Origin of the sequence: Streptomyces sp. NP160, from assembly GCF_006335115.1 — a bacterium.
Taxonomy (GTDB): domain Bacteria; phylum Actinomycetota; class Actinomycetes; order Actinomycetales; family Quadrisphaeraceae; genus Quadrisphaera.
Window position 1 is genome coordinate 124,796 of the sequence record NZ_VDMJ01000015.1, and the last position, 23,707, is coordinate 148,502.

Annotated in this window: 16 protein-coding genes and 2 tRNA genes; 12 read left to right on the top strand and 6 right to left on the bottom strand. The window is 74.8% G+C overall.

Annotated elements, in window-relative coordinates; translation table 11 throughout:
- The first annotated feature begins 184 nt into the window (after positions 1-184).
- From FHN55_RS09570 to FHN55_RS09585, 4 genes are all read left to right on the top strand, one after another.
- Positions 185-553: a BlaI/MecI/CopY family transcriptional regulator gene (locus FHN55_RS09570; RefSeq protein ID WP_139712075.1), complete on the top strand. Its 369-nt coding sequence runs from the start codon at positions 185-187 to the stop codon at positions 551-553.
- Between the two features lie 11 nt (positions 554-564).
- A complete protein-coding gene (locus FHN55_RS09575) occupies positions 565-1,566 on the top strand; it encodes a M48 family metalloprotease (RefSeq protein WP_139712076.1) in 1,002 nt (333 codons plus the stop codon).
- Positions 1,567-1,661: 95 nt separating this feature from the next.
- Positions 1,662-2,936 carry an acyltransferase gene (locus FHN55_RS09580; RefSeq protein WP_180357732.1) on the top strand — a complete coding sequence of 425 codons (1,275 nt, stop codon included), beginning with the start codon at positions 1,662-1,664 and terminating at the stop codon, positions 2,934-2,936.
- A 64-nt stretch (positions 2,937-3,000) separates the two neighbouring features.
- Positions 3,001-4,341, top strand: coding sequence for an ATP-dependent 6-phosphofructokinase (locus FHN55_RS09585; protein ID WP_139712078.1), 1,341 nt, complete (start codon positions 3,001-3,003; stop codon positions 4,339-4,341).
- 3 nt (positions 4,342-4,344) lie between these two features.
- On the opposite strand, the gene FHN55_RS09590 is transcribed toward FHN55_RS09585, so the two are convergent.
- Together FHN55_RS09590 and FHN55_RS09595 are read right to left on the bottom strand one after the other, a co-directional pair.
- On the bottom strand, positions 4,345-4,845 hold the full coding sequence (locus FHN55_RS09590) for a phage tail protein (RefSeq protein WP_139712079.1): 501 nt from the start codon (positions 4,843-4,845) through the stop codon (positions 4,345-4,347).
- Between the two features lie 53 nt (positions 4,846-4,898).
- Positions 4,899-4,972: transfer RNA gene (locus FHN55_RS09595), tRNA-Gly, on the bottom strand.
- Between the two features lie 112 nt (positions 4,973-5,084).
- On the opposite strand from FHN55_RS09595, the gene FHN55_RS09600 reads away from it, so the two are divergent.
- From FHN55_RS09600 to FHN55_RS09625, 6 genes are all read left to right on the top strand, one after another.
- Positions 5,085-5,158 (top strand) — tRNA-Pro (locus FHN55_RS09600).
- A 147-nt stretch (positions 5,159-5,305) separates the two neighbouring features.
- Positions 5,306-6,934, top strand: coding sequence for a trigger factor (tig, locus tag FHN55_RS09605; RefSeq protein WP_139712080.1), 1,629 nt, complete (start codon positions 5,306-5,308; stop codon positions 6,932-6,934).
- A gap of 436 nt (positions 6,935-7,370) precedes the next feature.
- Positions 7,371-7,955: an ATP-dependent Clp protease proteolytic subunit gene (locus FHN55_RS09610; protein ID WP_139712189.1), complete on the top strand. Its 585-nt coding sequence runs from the start codon at positions 7,371-7,373 to the stop codon at positions 7,953-7,955.
- Between the two features lie 28 nt (positions 7,956-7,983).
- A complete protein-coding gene (locus FHN55_RS09615) occupies positions 7,984-8,634 on the top strand; it encodes an ATP-dependent Clp protease proteolytic subunit (protein ID WP_139712081.1) in 651 nt (216 codons plus the stop codon).
- A gap of 137 nt (positions 8,635-8,771) precedes the next feature.
- Positions 8,772-10,055, top strand: coding sequence for an ATP-dependent Clp protease ATP-binding subunit ClpX (clpX, locus tag FHN55_RS09620; RefSeq protein WP_139712082.1), 1,284 nt, complete (start codon positions 8,772-8,774; stop codon positions 10,053-10,055).
- 425 nt (positions 10,056-10,480) lie between these two features.
- Entirely contained in the window at positions 10,481-10,852 is a 372-nt protein-coding gene (locus FHN55_RS09625) for a DUF559 domain-containing protein (RefSeq protein ID WP_218974513.1), read from the top strand.
- A 65-nt stretch (positions 10,853-10,917) separates the two neighbouring features.
- Here FHN55_RS09625 and valS read toward each other — a convergent pair whose 3' ends face one another.
- Complete coding sequence (gene valS, locus FHN55_RS09630) at positions 10,918-13,560, bottom strand: valine--tRNA ligase (RefSeq protein ID WP_257570832.1); 2,643 nt, start codon at positions 13,558-13,560, stop codon at positions 10,918-10,920.
- A gap of 19 nt (positions 13,561-13,579) precedes the next feature.
- Entirely contained in the window at positions 13,580-17,860 is a 4,281-nt protein-coding gene (locus FHN55_RS24115; protein WP_180357733.1) for a fibronectin type III domain-containing protein, read from the bottom strand.
- Positions 17,861-18,008: 148 nt separating this feature from the next.
- Here FHN55_RS24115 and FHN55_RS09655 point away from each other — a divergent pair, with 148 nt between their 5' ends.
- On the top strand, positions 18,009-18,791 hold the full coding sequence (locus tag FHN55_RS09655; RefSeq protein ID WP_139712084.1) for an SDR family oxidoreductase: 783 nt from the start codon (positions 18,009-18,011) through the stop codon (positions 18,789-18,791).
- Positions 18,792-18,812: 21 nt separating this feature from the next.
- Here FHN55_RS09655 and FHN55_RS09660 read toward each other — a convergent pair whose 3' ends face one another.
- Positions 18,813-19,697 carry a sugar phosphate isomerase/epimerase gene (locus tag FHN55_RS09660; RefSeq protein WP_139712085.1) on the bottom strand — a complete coding sequence of 295 codons (885 nt, stop codon included), beginning with the start codon at positions 19,695-19,697 and terminating at the stop codon, positions 18,813-18,815.
- A 107-nt stretch (positions 19,698-19,804) separates the two neighbouring features.
- Between FHN55_RS09660 and FHN55_RS09665 the strand changes: the two genes are divergently transcribed.
- Positions 19,805-22,381 carry an AMP-binding protein gene (locus FHN55_RS09665; protein WP_180357734.1) on the top strand — a complete coding sequence of 859 codons (2,577 nt, stop codon included), beginning with the start codon at positions 19,805-19,807 and terminating at the stop codon, positions 22,379-22,381.
- 44 nt (positions 22,382-22,425) lie between these two features.
- Here FHN55_RS09665 and FHN55_RS09670 read toward each other — a convergent pair whose 3' ends face one another.
- Entirely contained in the window at positions 22,426-23,331 is a 906-nt protein-coding gene (locus tag FHN55_RS09670) for an NAD(P)-dependent oxidoreductase (protein WP_373995716.1), read from the bottom strand.
- Positions 23,332-23,707 lie beyond the last annotated feature (376 nt).

Consider the following 23,707-nt stretch of genomic DNA (forward strand, 5'->3'; position numbering starts at 1 on the left):
GTCGGAGTGCTCGCCGGTGGACATCCCCTCGGGAGCCCCTCGATGCTCGCCGACGTGGACACCGCGACGGAGCAGCTGATCGCCTCGCTCGAGGCGCTGCTCGACGCCGCCAGCCTCGACGGGCCGACCTCGGAGGTCGTCCCGCTGGAGGACTGGGCCGCTGAGCAGGCATGATGAGGCGGTGGTGACGGACGGCGCCCGGCGCGCCCGGGGCGACCTCGAGCGGGAGGTGCTCGCGGCGCTGACCTCCGCCGGCACCCCCTCCACGCCCGCCGAGGTGCGCGAGCGCCTCGGGACCGGCCTGGCGTACACCACCGTGATGACCACGCTGGTCCGCCTGCACGACAAGGGCCTCGTGGCGCGCGAGCGCGACGGGCGCGCCCACCGCTACTGGGTGGCGGACGCCGCGGACGTCGCCGCGGCCCGGATGCGCCAGGCCCTCGAGGCCAGCGACCGCCGGGACGCCGTGCTGGCCCGCTTCGTCGGGGACCTGTCCCCGGAGGACGTGCCCGTGCTCGAGCGCCTCCTGCGCGACGCCGAGCGGCGCGGCTGAGGGCGGCGGACGTGCTCTACGCGCTGCAGGCGCCTGTGGTCGCCAGCCTCCTGCTCGCGCTGGGCGCCCCCCTCGTGGCGCGCCGGTGCCCGCCCCGGGCGGCCACCGTGGTGCTCGCGGCCTGCGCCGTCGGCACCTCGCTCACCACCGCGGTGGTGCTGCTGCTCCACCTCGTCGTCCTCGTGGCGCGGGTCCCGGCCGTCGCCTCGCTGCTCGGCTACGACGCCCACCGGCTCGCCCACCACGTGCCGGTGCCGGCGGGTGCGTCGCTGCTGGCGGTCGGCGTGCTGGTCGCGGGGGTCGTGCGGGTGCTCGTCCTGCGGCGCCGCCGCGCGGCTGCGCTGCGGGCCGCTGACGACCTCTGCTCCCGCCTGGGCGGCCCGGTGGGCGGCGTCGTGGTGGTCGACGACGGCGCCGAGGCGTTCGCGCTGCCCGGTCGCGGCGGGCGCGTGGTCGTCTCGCGGGCCCTGATGGACGCGCTCCCGGCGCCCGAGCAGGCGGCGCTGCTGGCCCACGAGCGCGCCCACCTGCGCGACCACCACGACCTGCTGCGCTCCGCCACGGCCTGGGCCGCCGCCCTCGACCCGCTGCTGGTGGGCCTGCTGCCCGCGGTGCGCTACGCCAGCGAGCGCTGGGCCGACGAGTCCGCGGCGGCCGTCCTGGGGGACGACCGCCCGCTCGTGGCCCGGGCGGTGGCCCGTGCCGGGCTGCTGCGCAGCGCGGTGGGGGACCGGGGGCCGTGGCGGGGGGTCGCCCTCGCCGGAGGCGAGGGCGACGTGGTGCAGCGGGTGCGGGCCCTGCTCGGCCGCCGTCCCGGCAGCGGCCGGCCCCTCGCGGCTGCCGGTGCCCTGTGCCTGGCCCTGCTGCTCGTCGCCGGCGGGCACGCCGTCGAGGACACCGCGGAGGTGCTCCAGCACGTGCTCAGCGGCGGCCAGGACCTCGACGGCGGGCTGGCCGCCGTGCACCTCGTCCACGCCGCCGGCCACCGGGCGGTGGAGCAGCTGACCGGCTGACCGTCACCCGTCCGGCCCAGCGCTCGCAGGACCCCGGCTGGGAGTTCCCCCGAACTTCTACTACTTTCTCGGTAGTAGTCGATCGGGGGAGCGACGTGGCACGACCGCTGGCGCTGGAAGCGCCGTCCAGGGGCCGCAGGGCTGCTCGCCGGGCTCCCGACGGGGGGCGGCCAGCGCCGGCGGGCACCGGTGCCGCCTTCCGCCCCGACGTCGAGGGGCTGCGGGCCGTCGCACTGGGGCTCGTGCTGCTCTTCCACGTTGGCGTGCCGGGCTCCGGCGGTGGCCGCCTCGGTGTGGACGTGTTCTTCGTCATCTCGGGCTTCCTCATCACCGGGCTGCTCGTGCGCGAGGTGGAGCGGACCGGCCGGGTCGGCCTGGCCGCCTTCTACGCCCGGCGCGCCCGGCGGATCCTGCCCGCCGCCGTCGTCGTCCTGCTCGTGGCCCTCGCCACCACGGCGGCGCTCGCGCCGCAGCTGCTCGGCAGCACCGGGCGCGACGGGACCGCGGCGTCCCTGCAGGTCGCCAACTGGCGCTCGGCGCTGGCAGACCCGGTGCACCTGCACCCCGACGCCTCCGCCAGTCCCCTGCTGCACTACTGGTCGCTGGCGGTGGAGGAGCAGTTCTACCTGCTGTGGCCGCCCCTGGTGCTGCTCGCGGCGGCGGTGGCCCGGAGGCGCGGGACGTCGCTGCGGCGCTCGCTCGCGGTGGCGGCCGGGGCGGTGGCCGTGGTCTCGCTGGCGTGCTCGGTGGTGCTGACGCCGCTGCTGCCCACGCTCGCCTACCTGTCCTCGCCCACCCGCGCGTGGCAGCTCGCCGCCGGTGCGCTGCTCGCGCTCGGAGCGCCCCGGCTGGTCGCCCTCGCGCAGAGCGGCCGGCTCGGTGCCCTGCGGCGCTGGGTGCCCGCCCTGGGCTGGGTGGCGCTCGCCGTGGTGGTGAGCAGCTCGCTGTGGACCGACGACGTCCCCTACCCCGGCTCGGCGGCCCTGGTCCCGACGCTCGCGACCGTCGCGCTCATCGCCGCCGGCACGCCCGGGCTCGCCGAGGGCGCAGCCGCCCCGCGGGGCGCGGGGCGGCTGCTCTCAGCGGGCCCGGTGCGCTGGGCCGGGCGCGCCTCCTACTCCTGGTACCTGTGGCACGTGCCGGTGGTCTTCGCCGGGGAGCAGCTGGGACTGTCCGGCTGGCCGGTCCTGCTGGCCCTGGAGGTGCTGGTGGCGGGTCCCCTGGCCGCCCTCACCCTCGTGGCCGTCGAGCAGCCCTTCCGCAGCTCCCCGCGGTTCGCCGGGGCGCGCCGGGGACTGCTGCTGGGAGCAGCCGCCACCGCCGTGGGCCTGGCGGCGTCGCTGGCGGCGGTGCTGCTCGCGTCGTCCTGACCCCGGGGCCGGTGTGGCCCGCAGGGCCCCCGCGCGGGCCCGTCCTGCACCAGACTCCGGCCGCGTGGAGCACCCGAGCCCCGTCGGCGCCTCGCCGTGGCAGATCTCGACCCTCGGCGCCGCGCGCCTCGACTCACCGCTCGCGCCGCTGATCGAGGCGCGCGAGCGCAGCGAGAACTACGTCGACGAGAGCGACCTGGTCCTCGTCGACGACGTCCTCTCCACGGCGAGCGAGCGCGGCGTGCCCGTCGAGCAGCTGCCGGGCCTGGAGCCGGGCGGGCCCCGGCGCAAGATCTTCTTCGACCCCTCCAAGCTCCGCGTCGGCATCGTCACGTGCGGCGGCCTGTGCCCCGGCCTCAACAACGTGGTGCGCGGCCTCGTGCTCGAGCTGTGGCACCAGTACGGCGTGCGACGGGTCCACGGCTTCCGCAACGGCTACGAGGGCTTCGTGGCGTCCTACGGCCACGAGGTGGTCGACCTCACCCCGGAGTCGGTGCGCGGCATCGACGAGCAGGGCGGCACGGTGCTCGGCACCTCCCGCGGCCAGCAGGACCCGGAGGACGTCGTCGACTGCCTGGAGCGCCTGGGCATCGGGGTGCTCTTCGTGGTGGGCGGCGACGGCTCCATGCGCGGCGCCCTGGGCATCGCGGGGGTCGTGGCGCAGCGCGGCCTGAAGATCAGCGTGGTGGGCGTGCCGAAGACCATCGACAACGACATCCCCTTCATCGACCACAGCTTCGGCTTCCAGACCGCGTTCGCCCGCGCCGCGGAGACCATCCGCTCGGTGGTGGTGGAGGCCCGCTCCACCCCGCACGGCGTGGGGCTGGTGAAGCTCATGGGCCGGCACTCGGGCTTCATCGCCTCCTACGCCGCCCTGGCCCGCAACGACGCCGACTACGTGCTCGTCCCCGAGGTGCCCTTCGGGCTCGAGGACGACGACGGCCGCGAGGGGCTGCTGTCGCTGGTGCAGCGGCGCGTGGCCGAGCGCGGCAACGCCGTGGTGGTGGTGGCCGAGGGCGCCGGGCAGGACCTGGTGCCCGGCGACGGCGTGGACGCCTCCGGCAACGCGGTGCTGGGAGACGTGGGGCGCTACCTGCGGCGCCGCCTGCTCGACTCCTTCGCCGCGGCCGGGCGGCCGGTCAACCTGCGCTACGTCGACCCGAGCTACGCCATCCGCAGCGTGCCCGCCAACGGCTACGACGCCGTGTACTGCCTGCGGCTGGCCCACGCCGCCGTGCACGCGGCGATGGCGGGGCGGACGGCCATGGTGGTGGGCCGCTGGCACGGGCGCTTCGTGCACGTGCCGATCGAGCTGGCCATCAGCCGGCGCAACGTGGTGGACCCCCACGGCGACCTGTGGCTGTCCGTGCTGGAGGCGACGGGCCAGCCGACCCGCGTCGGCTGAGGGTCAGAGCCGCGGCGGGGTGTGTTGGCCCTTGATGACGAAGAACGAGCCGCGGATCGTGCCCGCGAGCTTGGAGCGCTGGCGGGCGAACCTGAAGCGGTCCGCCAGCTCCGCCGGCACCTCCATGCCGTCGGAGAGCTTGAAGCCGACGGCGCGCTTGGAGCCCTCCTCCAGGCCGTAGAGGACGTTGACGCTCAGCCCGCACTCGTAGAAGACGTACGTCCAGCTGGTGCCCTCGACCACGAAGGTGGTCGCCTCCAGCGCAGGTGAGGCGATGACGAGGTCGCGCTCGGCGGCGAGCAGGGACGCGACCCAGCCGGCGAGCTCCGCGCCCGGCCCGCCGGGTCCCGCGGGCTCGGTGGCGAACGCGTGGCCGTGCTTCGTGCGGAAGTAGCGGGCCTCGTTGGCGCGCAGGCCCGCGAGGGCCGGCGCGACGGGGGAGGGCTCCAGGCCCTCGGTGGAGACGGTCGTGAAGTCGACGACGTGCGCGGCGGGGACGGGCATGGCGCGCATCCTGCCGGGGGGTGACGGCCAGGTCATCGGCCGTGCGGGAGGACTGGAGCGGATGACGGGAATCGAACCCGCGTAATCAGTTTGGAAGACTGAGGCTCTACCATTGAGCTACATCCGCACCACCGTCAGTCACGACCCCGGAGACGGGGCCGAGGCGGACGGCGCGGGCACGAGCGTAGCGGCACGGCGCGCGGTCCCGGGCGCGTAGCCTTCATACCGCCCGCTGGGCACGGGGTGTGGCGCAGCCAGGTAGCGCGTCCGCTTTGGGAGCGGAAGGCCCCCGGTTCGAATCCGGGTACCCCGACGAGCGGCGATAAGGTGGCCGGCAGTGCCCGGCGCGGTTCGGTGCTGCCCGCGCGAGCCTGCACCACCACGCCGCCGGCGCGCTCCTCGCGCGCCGGACCTGAACGCCTGGCTGACCGACCGTCTCAAGACCTGGAGAACCCCTGCCGTGAAGAGCGACGTCGAGACCCTCAACCCGACGCGGGTCAAGCTCACCGTCGAGGTGTCCTTCGCCGAGCTGAAGCCGAGCCTCGACAAGGCCTACAAGTCGATCGCCGGCCAGGTCTCGGTGCCGGGCTTCCGCCGCGGCAAGGTGCCCGCGCGCGTGATCGACCAGCGCTTCGGCCGCGGCGTCGTGATCCAGGAGGCCGTCAACGAGGCGCTCCCGGGCTTCTACCAGCAGGCCGTCCAGGAGTCCTCGGTGCGGCCGCTGGGCCAGCCCGAGGTCGAGATCACCGAGGTGCCGGTCGGTGAGGGCGCCGACGCCGGCGAGCTGAAGTTCACCGCCGAGGTGGACGTCCGCCCGACCATCGACCTGCCCGACTTCTCCACCATCGCCGTCTCCGTGGACGACGTGGAGGTCACCGACGCCGACGTCGACGCCAAGCTCGAGGAGCTGCGCGTCCGCTTCGGCACCCTCGTGCCCGTCGAGCGCGCCGTGCAGACCGACGACACCGTCAGCCTCGACCTCAAGGCCGAGGTCGACGGCGAGGAGGTCGACACCGCCGAGGGCATCACCTACGTCGTGGGCCGCGGCACCATGCTCGAGGGCATGGACGACGCCCTCGAGGGCGCCGCCATCGACGAGGAGCGCTCCTTCACCACCACGCTGGCCGGCGGCGAGCGCGCCGGCGAGACCGCCGAGGTCACCGTGGTCGTGAAGTCCGTGAAGGTCCGCGAGCTGCCCGAGCTCGACGACGACTTCGCCCAGCTGGCCAGCGAGTTCGACACCGTCGACGAGCTGCGCGCCGACCTGCGCACCAAGGCGCAGGACGAGGCCGAGTTCCGCCAGGGCGTGCAGGCGCGCGACAAGGTGCTCGAGGCGCTGCTGGAGCAGGTCGAGATCCCCGTGCCGGACGGCGTCGTCGAGGACGAGGTGCACCGCCACCTCGAGAACGAGTCCCGCCTCGAGGACGACGAGCACCGCGCCGAGGTGACCGAGGAGACCCGCCGCGTGCTGCGCACGCAGTTCCTCCTCGACGCCGTGGCCGAGGCCGAGCAGGTGACCGTCGCCCAGCAGGAGCTGGTCGAGTACATCGTCGCCCAGGCCCCCGCCTACGGCATGGACCCGAACTCCTTCGCCCAGGCCATGGACCAGGCCGGCCAGGTGCCGGCGCTGGTGCAGGAGGTCGCCCGCCGCAAGGCGCTGGCCGCCGTCCTGGAGAAGGCGACCGTCACCGACGCCTCCGGCAACAAGGTCGACCTCGGTGACGAGGACGACGACGCCGAGGGCGCCGAGCCCGCGACGGACGAGACCGCCGAGGACGCTGCTGAGGCGCGCGCCGCCGAGGAGAAGCCCAAGCGCACCCGCGCCAAGAAGCCGGCCGCAGACGCCGAGGCCGCCGAGGGCTCCGAGGACGCTGCTGAGGCGCCCGCCGCCGAGGAGAAGCCCAAGCGCACCCGCGCCAAGAAGCCGGCCGCTGACGCCGAGGCCGCCGAGGGCTCCGAGGACGCTGCTGAGGCGCCCGCCGCCGAGGAGAAGCCCAAGCGCACCCGCAAGCCGAAGACCGAGGCCGCCGAGGCCGCAGGCACCGCGGAGGCCGCCGAGGGCGCTGAGGGCTCCGGCACCCAGAGCTGACCCGGCGCTCCGCGCACGCACCGCGGAGCCGCCGCCACCGCCGGACAGGTCAGACCTGACGGGCACGGGGTGGCCCTGTGCCAGCAGCACTGGCACAGGGCCACCCCGTTCTGTTCGCGGACTGGTGCGGAGCCCCCCAGCGGGTCGGCCGGCGCAGCCGGCGCGGGCTCCGGCGGCCGCGGTCGTCGTCGTCCTCCTGACCTGCGGGAGGGCCTCGGCGGCGTGCGCTCGCAGCGAACAGGGGCGCAGACCGGGACTGCCGCGCCTGCGCCCGGCGCTAGGGTCGACAGCGTCGCCAACCCGTCACCGGGGGCGACCACGACGGTGGCCGGAGCGTTCCGGCCTTGACGGATGGAGAGCGACTCCCGTGAGCGATTCCCGGCCGCGCGGACACGAGGCTGCCGACGTGACGGCCCGCAGCCAGCCCTCGTCCCCCATGGGGCTCGACGAGCACATCTACCAGCGCCTGCTGCGCGAGCGGATCATCTGGCTCGGCTCGGACGTCCGCGACGACAACGCCAACGCCATCTGCGCGCAGCTCATGCTGCTCGCCGCGGAGGACCCCGACCGCGACATCTGGCTGTACATCAACAGCCCCGGCGGCTCGGTCACCGCGGGCATGGCGATCTACGACACCATGCAGTACGTCAAGCCCGACGTCGCCACCGTCGCGATGGGCCTGGCGGCCTCCATGGGCCAGTTCCTGCTGGCCAGCGGCGCCAAGGGCAAGCGCTACGCCACCCCCCACGCGCGGATCATGATGCACCAGCCCTCCGGCGGCATCGGGGGCACGGCGAGTGACATCGCCATCCAGGCCGAGCTCATCCTCGACATGAAGCGCACGCTGTCCCAGCTCACCGCTGACCAGACCGGCCAGTCGATCGAGCAGATCAACAAGGACAACGACCGCGACCGCTGGTTCACGGCGGCGCAGGCCAAGGAGTACGGCTTCATCGACCACGTCATCACCAGCGCCGCCGACGTCCCCGAGGGCGGCGGCACCGGTGCGGCCGCGGCCTGAGCACGCGAGCAGAGTCAGGAGCCAGCAGATGAGCAACCCCACCTTCCCGCACGGCGCGCCGTCGTCCCGCTACGTCCTCCCGCAGTTCGAGGAGCGCACGGCGTACGGCTTCAAGCGCCAGGACCCCTACACGCGCCTCTTCGAGGACCGCGTGATCTTCCTGGGCGTCCAGGTCGACGACGCGTCCGCGGACGACGTCATGGCCCAGCTCCTCGTCCTGGAGGCGCAGGACCCCGACCGCGACATCACGCTGTACATCAACAGCCCCGGCGGCTCGATGACGGCGCTGACCGCGATCTACGACACCATGCAGTACATCCGCCCCGACATCCAGACCGTCTGCCTCGGGCAGGCGGCCTCGGCCGCGGCGGTGCTCCTGGCCGCCGGCAGCCCCGGCAAGCGCCTCGCGCTGCCGAACGCCCGCGTGCTCATCCACCAGCCGGCGAGCCCCGGCGGTGACTACGGCCAAGCCTCGGACATCGAGATCCAGGCGGCCGAGGTGCTGCGCATGCGCTCCTGGCTGGAGACCACGCTGGCCAAGCACACCGGCCGCACCGCGGAGCAGATCAAGGTCGACATCGAGCGCGACAAGATCCTCACCGCCGACCAGGCCAAGGACTACGGCCTCGTCGACCAGGTGCTCGAGAGCCGCAAGGCCTCTGCGCTGACCTCCGCGTGACGTGGCGGGCGGTGCCCGGCGGACACACCGCCGGGCACCGCCCGCAACTGCGCTCGTCCCGCTGACAGAGAGTCGTCAGTGGTGTTCCATGGACCTACCCGCGCGGGTGCGCGGGACGACTCGAGGAGGCCCCCCACGTGGCACGGATCGGCGATGGCGCGGACCTGCTCAAGTGCTCGTTCTGCGGCAAGAGCCAGAAGCAGGTCAAGAAGCTGATCGCGGGCCCCGGGGTCTACATCTGCGACGAGTGCATCGACCTGTGCAACGAGATCATCGAGGAGGAGCTCGCTGAGGCCAGCGAGCTCGGCCTGGTCGAGCTGCCCAAGCCGCGCGAGATCTTCAGCTTCCTCGAGCAGTACATCATCGGCCAGGACGACGCCAAGCGGGCGCTGAGCGTGGCCGTCTACAACCACTACAAGCGCATCCAGGCGTCCGACCCGGCCAAGAAGGTCGAGGAGCCGGTCGACATCGCGAAGTCGAACATCCTGCTCATCGGCCCCACCGGCTGCGGCAAGACGTACCTCGCGCAGACGCTGGCCAAGATGCTGAACGTGCCGTTCGCCATCGCCGACGCCACGGCCCTCACCGAGGCGGGCTACGTCGGCGAGGACGTCGAGAACATCCTGCTCAAGCTCATCCAGGCCGCTGACTACGACGTCAAGAAGGCCGAGACGGGCATCATCTACATCGACGAGGTCGACAAGATCGCCCGCAAGAGCGAGAACCCGTCGATCACGCGCGACGTCTCCGGTGAGGGCGTGCAGCAGGCGCTGCTGAAGATCCTCGAGGGGACGACGGCGTCGGTGCCCCCGCAGGGCGGGCGCAAGCACCCGCACCAGGAGTTCATCCAGATCGACACGACGAACGTGCTGTTCATCGTGGGCGGCGCCTTCGCCGGCCTGGAGGAGATGATCCAGGGCCGCATGGGCAAGAAGGGCATCGGCTTCGGCGCCCCGCTGCACGCGGCGTCGGACCTGCCGAGCATGTTCGGCAAGGTCATGCCGGAGGACCTGCTGAAGTTCGGGCTGATCCCGGAGTTCATCGGCCGCCTGCCGGTCATCACCACGGTGCGCGAGCTCGACGCCGACGCCCTGGTCCGCATCCTCACCGAGCCGCGCAACGCGCTGGTCAAGCAGTACCAGCGGATGTTCGAGATCGACGGTGTGGAGCTGGAGTTCTCCGACGAGGCGCTGGTCGCCGTCGCCGAGCAGGCCATCCTGCGCGGCACCGGGGCCCGCGGTCTGCGCGCGATCATGGAGGAGGTCCTCCTCCCGGTGATGTTCGACCTGCCCAGCCGCGACGACGTCGCGCGGGTCGTGGTCGACCGCGACGTCGTGCTGAAGAACGTCAACCCGACGCTGGTGCCCAAGGACAAGGCGTCCGAGGCCCGCAAGCGCGAGCGCCGCGACAAGTCCGCCTGACGGTTCGCCTGCAGGGTGACCGTGGACCCCGTGTCCCGGTCAGGCGCCCCTGACCGGGACCCCGCGTCCACGGTGGGGCCCAGGTCGCGCGTGTGCTGCGCCCACAGGCGCCCGGACGGCCCAGGCCGTCCACAGGTGGTCGACGGTGCGCGGCGGGACGAGACGGCCTGCGGCCAGCCTCGACCAGGTGCGCCCCTCGACCGTCCTGGCAGCCCTGCACGCGGTCGGCGGCGTGGCCACCTGGGAAGCGCTGACCAGCGCCACCAGCTCGAGCGCGGTCTCGCGTCGAGAGCTGGCCCCTGCTGAGCGGGTCGGACCAGCGCGCGCCCGCGGTCGTGGCCGTGCGGCGCTGGGTCACGACCGCCCTGCGCCTCCGTCAGGAGCTCTCACGGCACCCGCGACTGCGTGGGCGCCGAGACCTCGCGGTGCTGCTCGACAGGATCGACGCGGGCTGCCGTAGCGAGCTGGAGCTGTGGGGCTACGACCGGGTGTTCTCCGGACCGCAGTTCGCCGAGCTCGAGCGGCAGGTCCCCGTCCGGGTGGGCGGACGGTCCCACCTGCTCGACTGCTTCGACCGGCGGGCGCTGCTCGCCGTCGAGCTGGACGGGCGCCAGCACCACGACAGCCCTGCGCAGCGGGAGCGGGACCTCGCGCGGGACGCCGCGGTCGCCGAGCTGGGGATCCTCGCGGTGCGGTACGCGCACCGCCGGCTCACCACCGACCCGCGGGGGTGCCGGGAGCAGGTGCTGCGCCTCGCCGAGGTCCGTCGCCGGCAGCCCGGGGACCGCTCGCAGTGACCGTGGACGCTGTGTCCCNNGGGACACAGCGTCCACGGTCGGGCCCGATGAGGGGCCCGAGCGCGTCAGGCGGTGGGGGGAGCCAGCTCGACGTCGGAGACGGTGACCTCAGCGACGTCGGCGCTGGTGATGCGGAGGTCGCGGACGCGGCCGGCGGCGGCCAGGTCCGCGGCCCCGGCCTCGAGCAGCGGCACCAGCGCGGCGGGGGCTGACACCGTGGCGGTGACGACCTCCGTGCGCATCGACGCCTTCGCCTCGCTCTTCGCCTTGCGCACCCCGGCCAGGGCGCGCCCGACAGCGGGCAGCAGGGTCGGGTCGGCGTCGCCGGCGACCTCGGAGAGCGGCTCGGCCGTCGGCCACGGCGCGGTGTGCACCGAGCCCTCCTCGGCGCGCCACCAGCTCCAGACCTCCTCCGTGGCGAACGGCAGGAACGGCGCGAACAGCCGCAGCATCGTGTCGAGCGAGCGGGCCAGCGCGGCCCGGGCCGACGCGGCGGCCGTCTCGCCCTGCGCGCCGTACGCCCGGTCCTTGACGAGTTCGACGTAGTCGTCGCAGAACGCCCAGAAGAAGGCCTCGGCGGCCTGCAGCGCGGCGGTGTGCTCGTACCGCTCGAGCGCGTCCGTCGCCGTCCTCACCACGGAGGCCAGCCCCGCGAGCACCGACCTGTCGATCGGCTCGGTGACCGGTGCGGTGGGGTCGGTGGCGCCCATCGAGAGGGCGAACTTGGAGACGTTGAGCAGCTTGAGCGCCAGGCGGCGCCCGATCTTCATCTGCCCGACCTCGAAGGCGGCGTCGGTCCCCAGGCGCGCGGACGCCGCCCAGTACCGGACGCCGTCGGCGCCGTGCTCCTCCAGCAGTCCCAGCGGCGTGACGACGTTGCCCTTGGACTTGCTCATCTTCTTGCGGTCGGGGTCGAGGATCCAGCCGCTGATGGCGGCGTCCGACCACGGCAGCGACCCGTGCTCGTGGTGGGCGCGCACCACGGTGGAGAACAGCCAGGTCCTGATGATGTCCTGGCCCTGCGGGCGCAGGTCGTAGGGGAAGACCGCGGAGAACAGCTCCGGGTCGCGCTCCCAGCCGCCGGCGATCTGTGGGGTGAGCGAGGAGGTGGCCCAGGTGTCGAAGACGTCGGTCTCCCCGACGAACCCGCCGGCGACCCCGCGCTGGGACTCGCTGAAGCCCGGCGGCACGTCGGTGGAGGGATCCACCGGCAGCGACGCCTCGTCCGGCACGAGCACGTCCTCGTAGGAGACCTCGCCGGACTCGCCCACGCGGTACCAGACCGGGATCGGCACGCCGAAGAAGCGCTGGCGGGAGACCAGCCAGTCTCCGGTGAGCCCGCCGACCCAGTTCTCGTAGCGCACGCGCATGAAGTCGGGGTGGAACCCGAGCTCCTTGCCGCGCGCCAGGAGCTGGTCGCGCAGGTCCTCGAACCCGGCGGCCGAGCGGCCGCCGTTGCGCAGGTACCACTGGCGGGAGGTGACGATCTCGAGGGGCTTGTCGCCCTTCTCGAAGAAGTTGGCCTTGCGCTGCGTCGGCTTGGGGTCGGCCTTCAGCGCCCCGGAGGCCTTGAGGGCGTCGACGACGGCGATGCGCGCCGAGTGCGTGGTCTTGCCCGCGAGCTCGCCGTACGCCTCCGCGCCGGAGCCGCTCAGCCAGGACGGCACCTCCCGCACCAGCCGGCCGTCGCGGGCGACGACGGGGCGGGTCGGCAGGTCGAGGTCGCGCCACCAGGTGACGTCGGTCAGGTCGCCGAAGGTGCAGCACATGGCGATGCCCGCGCCCTTGTCGGGCTCGGCGGCGGGGTGCGCGAGCACCGGCAGCTCCACGCCGAAGACGGGGGAGACCACCGTGGTGCCGAACAGCGGCTGGTAGCGCTCGTCGTCGGGGTGGGCGATGAGCGCCACGCACGCCGGGAGCAGCTCGGGGCGGGTGGTCTCGATGACCACCTCGCCGCTGCCGTCAGCCCTGGTGAACGCCACCTCGTGGTAGGCGCCCGGGTAGTCGCGGGCCTCCAGCTCGGCCTGGGCGACGGCGGTCTGGAACGTGACGTCCCACAGGCCGGGGGCCTGCGCCTGGTACGCGGTGCCCCGGGCGAGGTCGCGCAGGAACATGCGCTGGGAGGCGGCCCGGGCGGGGCCACCGATGGTCGAGTACGTCAGCGACCAGTCGACCGACAGGCCGAGGCGGCGCCACAGCGCCTCGAACTCCTTCTCGTCCTCGGCGGTCAGCTGCTCGCACAGCGCCACGAAGGTGCGGCGCGAGACCGGCACCTGGTCGGCGGCCTTGACCGAGCCCGCGTCACCGGCGTGCGGCGGGGTGAAGCCCTCGCCCTCGTAGGGCAGGGACGGGTCGCAGCGGACGCCGTAGTAGTTCTGCACGCGGCGCTCGGTGGGCAGGCCGTTGTCGTCCCAGCCCATCGGGTAGAAGACGGTGCGCCCGCGCATCCGCTGGAAGCGCGCGACGACGTCGGTGTGCGTGTAGCTGAAGACGTGCCCGACGTGCAGCGAGCCCGACACCGTGGGGGGCGGGGTGTCGACGGCGTACACGCCGCCCGGCTCGGCCAGCGCGTCGGCGCGGTCGAAGGCGTACGTCCCGCGCTCGGTCCACGCGGCGTCCCACGCCGGCTCCAGGCCCTCCAGGGCCGGGCGGTCGGGGACGCCGGTCGAGCTGCCGGTCGGGGAGGTGGGGCGGTCGGTCACGGACACGCCGCCATCCTCCCAGACCTCACGGGAGCAGCGGCCCCACCAGCGACGTGACGGCTCCCGTGCTGGGGTCCTTGGCGTAGAGGTCGCGCACGCCGTTGGTGTCGGCGCTGTTCATCGGCTGGACGGTGATGAGGACGGCGGTGCCGCTTGCCAGGAGGACCACGCGGCCGTACTCGTCTCGGGCGGTGGCCGAGGTGGGGGTGGTCACGAACGCTCCGCTGGCGTCGGAGGTGAGGGGGACCAGGGGGTCGGTGGTGGGTGCTGTGAGGTCGCGGCGGTAGGCGTCGGTCTTGCCGTTGCCGTCGGTGGGGACGGCGCGGGCGGTGGTGAGGTAGGCGGCGTGGCGCCCGTCGGGGCTGAGGGTGACCTGGTGCTCCCAGCGGTTGGTCTGGCCCGAGCCGATGGCCAGGACGTCGCCGGTGGTGAGGTCCTTGCGGTAGGCCAGGGGCGTGGACCAGTTGTCCCCGGGCGCACTGGTGGTGATCTTGTTGACGGTGGAGAAGGCGACGTAGCGGCCGTCGTCGCTGATGGCGAGGTCGCCGGTGTCGGTGTCGACGCCGACGGAGTAGGAGCGGGTGGCGGGGGGTGAGGTGGAGGCGAGCTGTGCCGGCCCGCTGGCGCTGGCGGCTGTTCCGGAGGTGGTGGTGAGGTCCTTGCGGATGGCGGTGACGGGTCCGTCGGGGCCGGTGGCGGTGAACAGGACGTAGCGCCCGTCGGGGGTGAGGGCCAGGGCGGGGCCGACGGCGGTGCGGCCCAGGGAGGTGGCGTTCGCGGCGGTGGAGGCGCGGGTGATGGGGCCCTTGGCGGGGTCGGGGGTGGTGAGGTCCTTGACGTAGAGGTCCATCGCGGTGTCGGTGTCGCTGGTGACCAGGGGTGCCTTGGAGTAGAAGGCGATGCGGGTGCCGTCGGCGGACAGCGCGACGGAGGGGGCGGTGCTGTAGGTGGTGGGGCCGGTGCTGAGCGCGGTGCCGGCCACGCCGGAGCTGGCGGTGGTGGTGGCGCCGGAGGTGGTGGCTGAGACCAGGGTCCAGGTGGTGGGGGTGGTGGACAGGTCGGCGCGGTAGACGTCGGGCAGTCCGTTGGTGTCGGTGGGGGTCAGCTTGTCCTTGGTGGCCAGGGCCATGTAGCGGCCGTCGGCGCTGACGGCGACGTCGGAGGCCTGCAGGTCCGAGGTGGCGCCACCGCTGCCGGTGACGGCCAGGCGCCGCGGGGGCTCCGCCCCCGTCGTGTCGATCCGGTACAGGTCCGAGGCGCGGTTGGTGTCGGTGGTCTCGAGCTTGGCGGCGGTGGCCACCACCACCCAGCGGCCGTCCCGGCTCACCGCCAGGGCGCCGCTCTGCCCGGCGCCCGACGCCGGCACGGACGCGGCCGCGGGCGTCACCGAGACCGAGGCCGAGGCGGTGGAGGTGTTGCCGGACGTGTCGGTCACGACCACGCGGAAGGTGTACGTGGTGCCGTTCGTCAGGCCGCTCACCACCAGGCTCGTCGCCGGAGCGGAGACCGACCCCGCGGTGGTGCCGTCAGCGCGCAGCACGCGGTAGCCGGCCAGGTCGGTGTCGGCCGGAGCGGTCCAGCGGACGGTCGCGCTGCCGCTGCCCGGCGTCGCCGAGACCGCGGTCGGCGCAGCCGGGGCGACCGCGTCGCGCGGCGTCGTCGTCGTCGCACCCGAGGGGGCCGAGCGGTTGCCCGCCGCGTCCACCGCCACCACCGCGTAGGAGTAGGCGCGCCCGTTGGCCAGGCCGGTGTCGGTGTGCGAGGTGGCCGGCGCCGCGACGGTCGCGACCTCCACGCCGTCGCGCAGCACCCGGTAGGTCGCCACGTCGCCGTCCGGGCTCGCCGTCCACGTCAGCGCCACCTGCTGGTCCGCCGGAGCGGCCGTGAGCCCGCTCGCAGCACCGGGGGCGGTGGTGTCCACGGGGGTCGCGCCGGTGGTGGACGTCGTGGACTCGTTGCCGTGGGTGTCGACGGCGGTGACCGCGTAGGTGTGCGGCGCGCCGTTGGCCAGGCCGGTGTCGCGGTAGGAGCTCGGGGTGGTCCCCGGCGCGGCGACCACCGTGATGGTCGTCACCAGCTGGCCGTCGCGGTACACCCGGTAGGACGCGAGGTCGGGCTCGGTGTTCGCCTGCCAGGTCACCTCGACGGCGCCGTCGCCGGCGGTCGACGCGACGCCGCTCGGCGCGGCGGGCGGGGTGAGGTCGGTGGGGGTGGCGCTGACCTGCGGAGAAGAGGCCGCGGAGCCGTTGCCGGCGGCGTCGTAGGCCGCCACCGAGTACTGGTAGGCCGTGTCGTTGGTGAGGCCGGTGTCCGTGTACGTGGTGGCCGGTACCGTCACCGCGGCGACCTCCACCCCGTCGCGCAGCACGCGGTAGGAGGCGAGGTCGGACTCGCTGCCCGCCGTCCAGCTCAGCACGACCCGTCCGTCGCCGCGGGCTGCGCTGACGCCCGTGGGGACGGCGGGCGGGGTCAGGTCTCGGGGCGTCGCGCTGACCGCGGGCGAGCTGGCGGCGGAGGCGTTGCCGTGGGTGTCCACGGCCGCCAGCGCGTAGCCGTACGCGGTGCCGTTGGTGACCGACCTGTCGTCGTAGGTCGTAGTCGGCCGGGTGACGGTCGCGATGACGACGCCGTCGCGCAGCACCTGGTAGGACGCCAGGTCGCTCTCGCTGCTCGGGGTCCACGAGAGGCTGACGACGCCGTCGCCCGCCACCGCCGACGGCGGGGAGGGGACGGCGGGCGGGGTGAGGTCCGTCGGGGTGGCGCTGACGCCCGCCGACGACGGCGAGCTGTTCCCCGCGTGGTCGCGGGCGCGCAGCGTGTACGTGTACCGCGTGTCGTTGGTGAGGCCGGTGTCGGTGAAGGAGGTCGCACCCGCACCGAGGACGGCGCCCTGCACGCGGACCCCGTCGCGGAAGAGGTCGTAGCCGTCGAGGTCGGCCTCGGTGTTCGCGGTCCAGGTCAGGGAGACCTGGGTGTCACCGCGGACCGCGGCCAGGCCGGTCGGGACGGCGGGCGGCGTGGTGTCCGCCGGCGTGGCGGACGCGGCGGGGGAGGAGGCGGCCGAGGCGTTGCCGTGGGTGTCGACGGCCTGCAGCGCGTACTGGTACGTCCTGCCGTTGGTGAGCCCCGTGTCGCTCCAGGTGGTGGTGGGCGCGGTCACGGTGGCGACGGCGGTGCCGTCGCGCAGCACCCGGTAGGAGGCCAGGTCGCCCTCGGGGTTCGCCGTCCAGGCCAGCGCCACCGACCCGTCACCGCGGGTGGCCGTCAGCCCGGTGGGGACGGAGGGCGGTGTGAGGTCCGTGGGGGTGGCGGTGACGGCGGGGGAGGAGGCGGTCGAGGCGTTGCCGGAGGTGTCGAGGGCCTGCAGCGCGTAGCTGTAGGCGGTGTCGTTGGTCAGGCCCGTGTCGGTGAAGCTGCGCGTTCCGGCGGCCGTGGTGGCCACGGCCGTGCCGCCCCGCAGCACCCGGTAGCCGCTGAGGTCGTACTCGGAGTTCGCCGCCCAGCTCAGCGCCACCCGGCCGTCGCCGCGGGTGGCCACCAGGCCGGTGGGAGCCGCTGGCGCCACGGAGTCCCGCGGCACTCCCGAGGCGCTCGCCGAGTCCGCCGAGACGTGTCCCGAGGAGTAGGTGGCCCGCACCGCGGCGCTGTACGTCTGGCCGTTGACGAGCCCGGTCTGCGTGTAGCTGCGCGTCGAGGCGCTCGTGGTGGCGATCTGCCGGCCGCCGCTCCACACCTGGTAGCCGTTGACCGTCGGGTCTGCGGGTGCGCTCCAGCTCAGGGTCAGCTGGCGGTCCGCCGAGGTGATCGCCAGCCCCGTCGGGGACAGGGCGGCGGGCGTGGCGGTGGCGGTGCGGGCCTCGGTGCCGGTGAAGGGCCCCTGCGCTCCGATGCCGAGGAAGCCGCTGTCGTAGGTGACCGTGCGCACGCTGACGGTCCACGCCGTGCCGTTCGCCAGGCCGTCGAGGGTGTAGCCGCTCTGCTGCTCGCCGAAGTCACGTGTCGTGGAGCCGGCGGTGGCCGTCACGCTGTAGCCGCGGACCGAGCTCTCGGAGGAGGCCGGCCAGGAGGCGCTCAGCCGTCCGTCGAGCACCGTGAGGTCCACCCGGCTCGGCGGGGCCGGGTCCTGGAAGCTGGCCAGCACCACGTCCACCTGGGTGGCCGGAGCCCGGTGCGGCGCCGCCCCCAGGACGACGGCGAGGACGGCGCAGAGCGCCACGAGCGGGGTGGCCGAGCGCCTCAGCGCCCCCAGGGCACGGCTGCGGCGTGACCGTCGGGGTCGGTCCTCGCGGTGCGCGGCGACAGGCACGTGTGCTCACTCCTCGGGGGGCGCGGCGCTCGCCGTGCTCGCGAACGACCTCGGCAGCACGGGTCGCGTGCTGGAGGCCGTCCTGCGGTTCCACCCGCCCGCCGTACCCCGCGTCCGTCTCCCGGACCTGCGTGGTGGGATCGGCGCCATGAGCCAGGACGACACCGCCCGCGCCGCCACGCCCACCGCCGTCGTCACCGGGGCCAGCTCCGGCATCGGCGCTGCCACCGTGCGGCGCCTGCGCGCCGAGGGGTACGACGTGCTCGCCGTCGCCCGTCGCGCCGACCGCCTGGACGCCCTCGCGGCCGAGACGGGCTGCACCACCCTCACCGCCGACCTCACCGACCAGACCGACGTCGACCGCCTCCGCGGCGCCGTGGAGGAGCGCTTCGGCGGGGACCTCACCGCGCTGGTGAACAACGCCGGGGGCGCCTTCGGCACCGACACCGTCGAGACCGGCAGGGTGGAGGACTGGCAGCGCATGTTCGACGTCAACGTCCTGGCGACCCTGCGGGTGACGCAGGCCCTCCTGCCGTCGCTGCGCTCCGGACGCGGCGGGGACGTGCTCGTGATGAGCTCCACCGCCGCGCGCATCGCCTACGAGGGCGGGGGCGGGTACACCGCGGCCAAGCACGCCGAGTCGGTCATGGCCGAGACGCTGCGCCTGGAGCTCGCCGGCGACCCGGTGCGCGTGCTCGAGGTGGCGCCGGGCATGGTCAAGACCGAGGAGTTCTCCCTCAACCGCACCGGGGGTGACGCGGCGCGCGCGGAGGCGGTCTACGTCGGCGTGCGCGAGCCCCTGGTGGCCGAGGACGTCGCCGACTGCGTGGCGTGGATGCTCACGCGCCCGCGGCACGTCAACGTGGACCTGCTCGTGGTCCGCCCGCTGGCGCAGGCCGCGCAGCACAAGGTGGTGCGCGAGCGGGACTGAGGACGACGACGGCGGCGGGGGTCAGCGCCCGGGTGCGTCCCGCCGGTCGGCGAACGCCTCGAGCACGCGCCGGCCGGCGTCGAACGTCAGCCGGCACGCCTCTCCGGCGCCGTCGGCGACGACGGCGTCGGAGAGCACCTCGGTGGCCACCGTGGCCGCCGGCCTGGCCGAGGAGCCCTCCAGCGCGGGGGCCAGCGCCTCCAGCCACGCCTGCAGGTCGACCACGCCCTCACCGGGCAGCTGCCGGTGGTGGCGCCCCTCCTCGCGCAGGTCGGCCAGGGGCTCGGGCAGCGCGTCGCACAGCTGGACCGAGACCACCAGGCCGTCGTCCGCGGCCGCCGCCACCTCCTCCAGCGAGCCGCCGGAGCGGTGCCAGTGCCAGGCGTCGAGGATCAGCCCGGAGTTGGGGGCGCCGACGTCCTCGACCAGCGCCCGCGCCGCGGTGAGCGTGCGCAGCTCGGCGTAGGGCATGAACTCCACGCCGATCCGCAGCCCGTGCCGGGCCGCGCGGGTGCACAGCCGCTCGAAGCCGCGCCGCACCACGTCGTCGGGGACGACGTCGAACAGGCCGACGTTGATCTGCTGCGCGCCGGTGAGGTCCGCGAGGTGCAGGAGGATGTCCTCCTCCAGGCGGGTGCCCCGCACGTCGGCGTCGGTCCACCAGTCGCGCAGGAACTCCAGCTCCACCACCTCGAGCCCGGCGCGCGAGAGGTAGCCGCGGATGTCGTCCTCGGCGATGCCGCTGCGGCGCGCGCTGAGGTAGTCCGCGGCGCCCAGCCCGATCCCGGCGTACCCGGCGGAGGCGGCGGCCCGCACCCGCTGGGCGAACCCGGTGGTCTTGAGGGTGAGCGCGGACAGGTGCAGCGGTGGCACCCGGACGGGGGCGGTGGGCTGGCTCTGGATCATGGTGTGGTACTCCGAGCGGTCGACGAGACCTGGCGGGTTCTGCTCAGGACCGTAGGGTTGGGCGCTGATCGAGGGGGGCGCAGATGAGCAGGTCGGGGGCTGATGGGGTGAGCGACCAGGGGTTCGTCGCCCTGACGGCGCAAGGGGTCGCCCAGCACGTCGTGACGCGGGTCCGCAGCGTCGCCGCGGCGCTCCCGGGAGAGCTCGCCGTGGACGACGGGGCGGTGCGGCTCGACTACGCGGAGCTCGAGCGCCGCGCGGCCTCGCTGTCGTCGAGGATCGCCGCCGCAGCGCCCGCCGGCGAGCCGGTGGCGGTGCTGCTCGGCCACGGCGCACCCGCGGCGGTGGCCGTCCTCGCGGTGCTCGGGACGGGGTCCCCCGTCGTCGTCCTCGACCCCACCACGCCCGTCGCCCGCCTGCACCACTACGTCGAGCAGTCCGGAGCCACCACGGTGGTCACCGACGCCTCCCGCGCCGACGACGCCGCCGTGCTGTGCCCCCGCGTGGTCCGCACCGACCGCGCGCTCGTCGCCCTCGGTGACGACGGCGGCGCCGCCGGCGGGTCCTGGCCGCTCGCGCAGGACCGGCTCGACAGCCGCGCGCCGCTCGTCATCGTCTACACCTCCGGGTCCACGGGCCGCCCCAAGGGCGTGGTGGCGCACTCGGAGTCCGTCCTGCACGACGCCACCACCAACGGCAAGGACTGCTACGGCCCCGGCGCCGTCATCGCCAACCTCCTGCCGATGGCCTTCAGCGCCGGCATCGGGCTGCTGCTCGCGGGCATGGCCACGGGGTCTGCGCAGGTGCTCTTCGACCCCCGCACCCGCGCGGTCTCCGAGCTGCCGGCCTGGCTCCTGCGGACGGGTGCCACGGTGCTGGCCGCCAGCCCCGCCATCCTGCGCGGCGCGGTGGCCGCCCTGGCGCCGGGCGAGCAGCTCGGACGCCTGACCGCGGTGACCACCGCGGGGGAGACCATCCACGCCGCCGAGATGGAGCGGCTGCGCACCGCGCTCGGGCCGGGGTGCACGGTCCACAACCGCTACGGCTCCTCCGAGACCTGGCTCATCGCCGAGCACGTCATCGCCCCCGGGGCGCCCGGCCCCACCGGCGCGGTGCCGGTCGGGCTGCCGGTCGACGGCGTCTCGCTGCGCGTGGTCGACGAGGGCGGCCAGCGCCGCACCACCGGCACGGGCCGGCTCGAGGTGACCTCGCGCTGGCTCACCGACGGGTACTGGCGGGCGCCCGAGGCGACCGCTGCCGTGTTCACGCGCCACCCCGACGGGGCCACCTCCTACCTCACCAGCGACACCGCGACCATCGGCGCCGACGGCGTGGTCCGGCTGCTGGGCCGCGTCGACCACAGCGTCAAGATCCGCGGTCACCTCGTGGAGCCCGGCGAGGTCGACGCCGTCCTGCACGCGCTGCCGGACGTCCGGGAGGCCGTCGTCGTCGGCGTGCTGCCGGGCGAGGACGACGTCGACGGCCGCGCGCGGCTCGTCGCCTACGTGGTCCCCGAGGGGCCTGCGCTGCAGGTGCCCCAGCTCCGGCGCGCGGTGCGCTCGGCGCTGCCCGCGTTCATGGTGCCCGAGCAGGTGGTGCTCCTGGAGGCGCTGCCGCGCACGGAGCGCGGCAAGCTCGACAGGTCCGCGCTGCCCACCCCGCCCGCCGTGGTGGTGGGTTCGGTGCCGCCCCGCACCGACTGGGAGCGCGTGGTCGCCGCGTTCGTGGCCCGCGCGCTCGACCTCGACGGCGTCGGCGCGCACGACGACTTCTTCGAGCTCGGCGGCGACTCGCTGGCCGCCGAGGCGCTCCTGGCGTCGATGGCCGCCTCCCTCGACGTGCCCTCCGACGTCCTCACCACCGGGCTCATCGCCGAGAACCCGACCGTGGCCGAGCTGGCGGAGGCGCTGCGCCGCCGCCGCCGCGCCGGGCGCGACGCGGCCGTGGTGACGTTCAACGGCTCCGGCTCGCGCCGGCCGCTGTTCGTGGTGGCCGGGGCCGGCGGTGTCGCGCTGGCGTTCCGCCGCCTGGCGGAGCGGCTCGGCCACGACCAGCCGCTGGTGGCGCTGCAGGCCCGCGGCCTGGAGGGCGGTGGCCGCCCCGAGTGGTCGGTGCGCAGCCGCGCGCGCCACCACCTGGCGCAGCTGCGCCAGGTGCAGCCCCACGGCCCGTACCGCCTCGCGGGGCACTCCCTGGGCGCCCTGGTGGCGCTCGACCTGGCGCACCAGCTGCGCGAGGCCGGTGAGCAGGTGGAGTCCCTCGTGGTCATCGACTCCTTCCCGCCCGACCCGGAGGTGGCGCCGCCGGCGCTGGAGGGCACGCTGCCGCAGCGCGCCAAGACGCTCGCCTCGATCCTGCTCACCGGAGTGGTGCAGAGCCGCGGCCTGGGCCACTACGACAGGTTCCACCTGCAGGGGAAGCTGCTGCAGCGCCGGTACCGCACGCAGCCGTGGGACGGCCGGGCCCTCGTCCTCGTCGCCGCCGACGACCCCGACGCCGAGGCGCGCTCCCGCTGGGCGGACCACCTGCACGGGCCGTGGGCGCTGCACCGCACCGGTGGCGACCACACCGGCGTGCTGCAGGAGCCGCACGTCGGGCCCCTCGCCGAGCTCGTGCGCACGGAGCTGGACGACCTCGACGGCCGCGCCACCGGCGCCGGTCACCGCTCAGCAGGCGCCGCCTGACGTCGTCGTCCTCCTCTCCCGCGGCCGGGAGGAGGGCGACGACGTCAGCGGGGCGCGCGGAAGGTGGCCGCGAGGTCGGCGCCGCCCTGCCCTGCCTCGACCGCCGCGGCGAAGCGGCGCTGCACGGCTTCGGCGACGGCCAGCTCGACGCCCGCGGCCCGTGCCGCCTCGACGATGAGCCGGGTGTCCTTGGCGGCGCCGGCCAGCGGGAACGCCGGCTCGTCGAGCGCGTCCTCGAGCATCGCGGTGCCCTTGAGCTGGACGTACGGCGAGTCCATGGCGCCGCCGCGCACCGCGTCCAGCACGAGGTGCGGGTCCACCCCGAGCGCCCGGGCCAGCACGAGGGACTCCGCCACGGACTCCACGAGCGTGGCGACGAGGTTGTTGCACGCCAGCTTCAGCGCGCTGCCCGCGCCGACCTCGTCCTGCTCGACCGTCCGAGCACCGACCGCGTCGAGCACCGGCCGGGCAGCGTCCCGCGCGGCCGCCGGGCCGGAGGCGAGCACCACGAGCTCCCCCTGCTCGGCGGGTCCCCTGGTGCCCAGCACCGGGGCGTCGAGCAGGCGGGCGCCGTGCGCGTCGGCCCAGGCCGCGACGCGCCGGGTGCCCTCCGGCCCGATGGTGCTGGTCTGGACGACCACGGCGCCGTCCTGCAGGCCCGGCTCCGCCTGCGCCAGCACGTCGAGCACGGCGCCGGCGTCCATGAGCATGACCACCACCACGTCGGCGCCGCGCACGGCCTCGGCGGGGGTGCCGGCGACGGTCGCGACGTCGGCGAGGGGCTCGGCGCGCTCACGGGTGCGGTTCCACACGGTCAGCGGCAGCCCGGCGGCGGCGATGTTCCGCGCCATGCCGGTTCCCATGATGCCCGTCCCCAGCAGCGCGACGGTGGGGGTGGCCTTCGTGTCGGTCATGGTCGAGAGCCTCACCCGCCTCGTCCGGTCTCGCACTCGGGCGCGCGAGTGCGTGACCGGGACCCTCCCACCACGCACTCGGGTGCCCGAGTGCGTGGTGGAGACCCGCGGAAGGCGCACTCGGGCGCGCGAGTGCGGTGGAAGGGGGAGGCGGCCGGGAGGGCCGGCGGCGTAGACTGGCGCTCACAGGCACCGACCCGGCCATCACCGGTGAGCCTCCGGAAGAACAGGGCTCCCACCAGCAGGTGGGCGCCCCCAGTAGAACCGGACGGGAGCAGCCCGTCAGCGCTGCGCGACGAGCGGTCGTCGTCGTCGTCCCCGGCAGGGCCGGGGGAGGCGGTGGCGGCAAGCGGGGTGGTACCGCGGGGCCCGGCCAGCACGGCGGGCGTCGTCCTCGCACCGACCTGTGCAT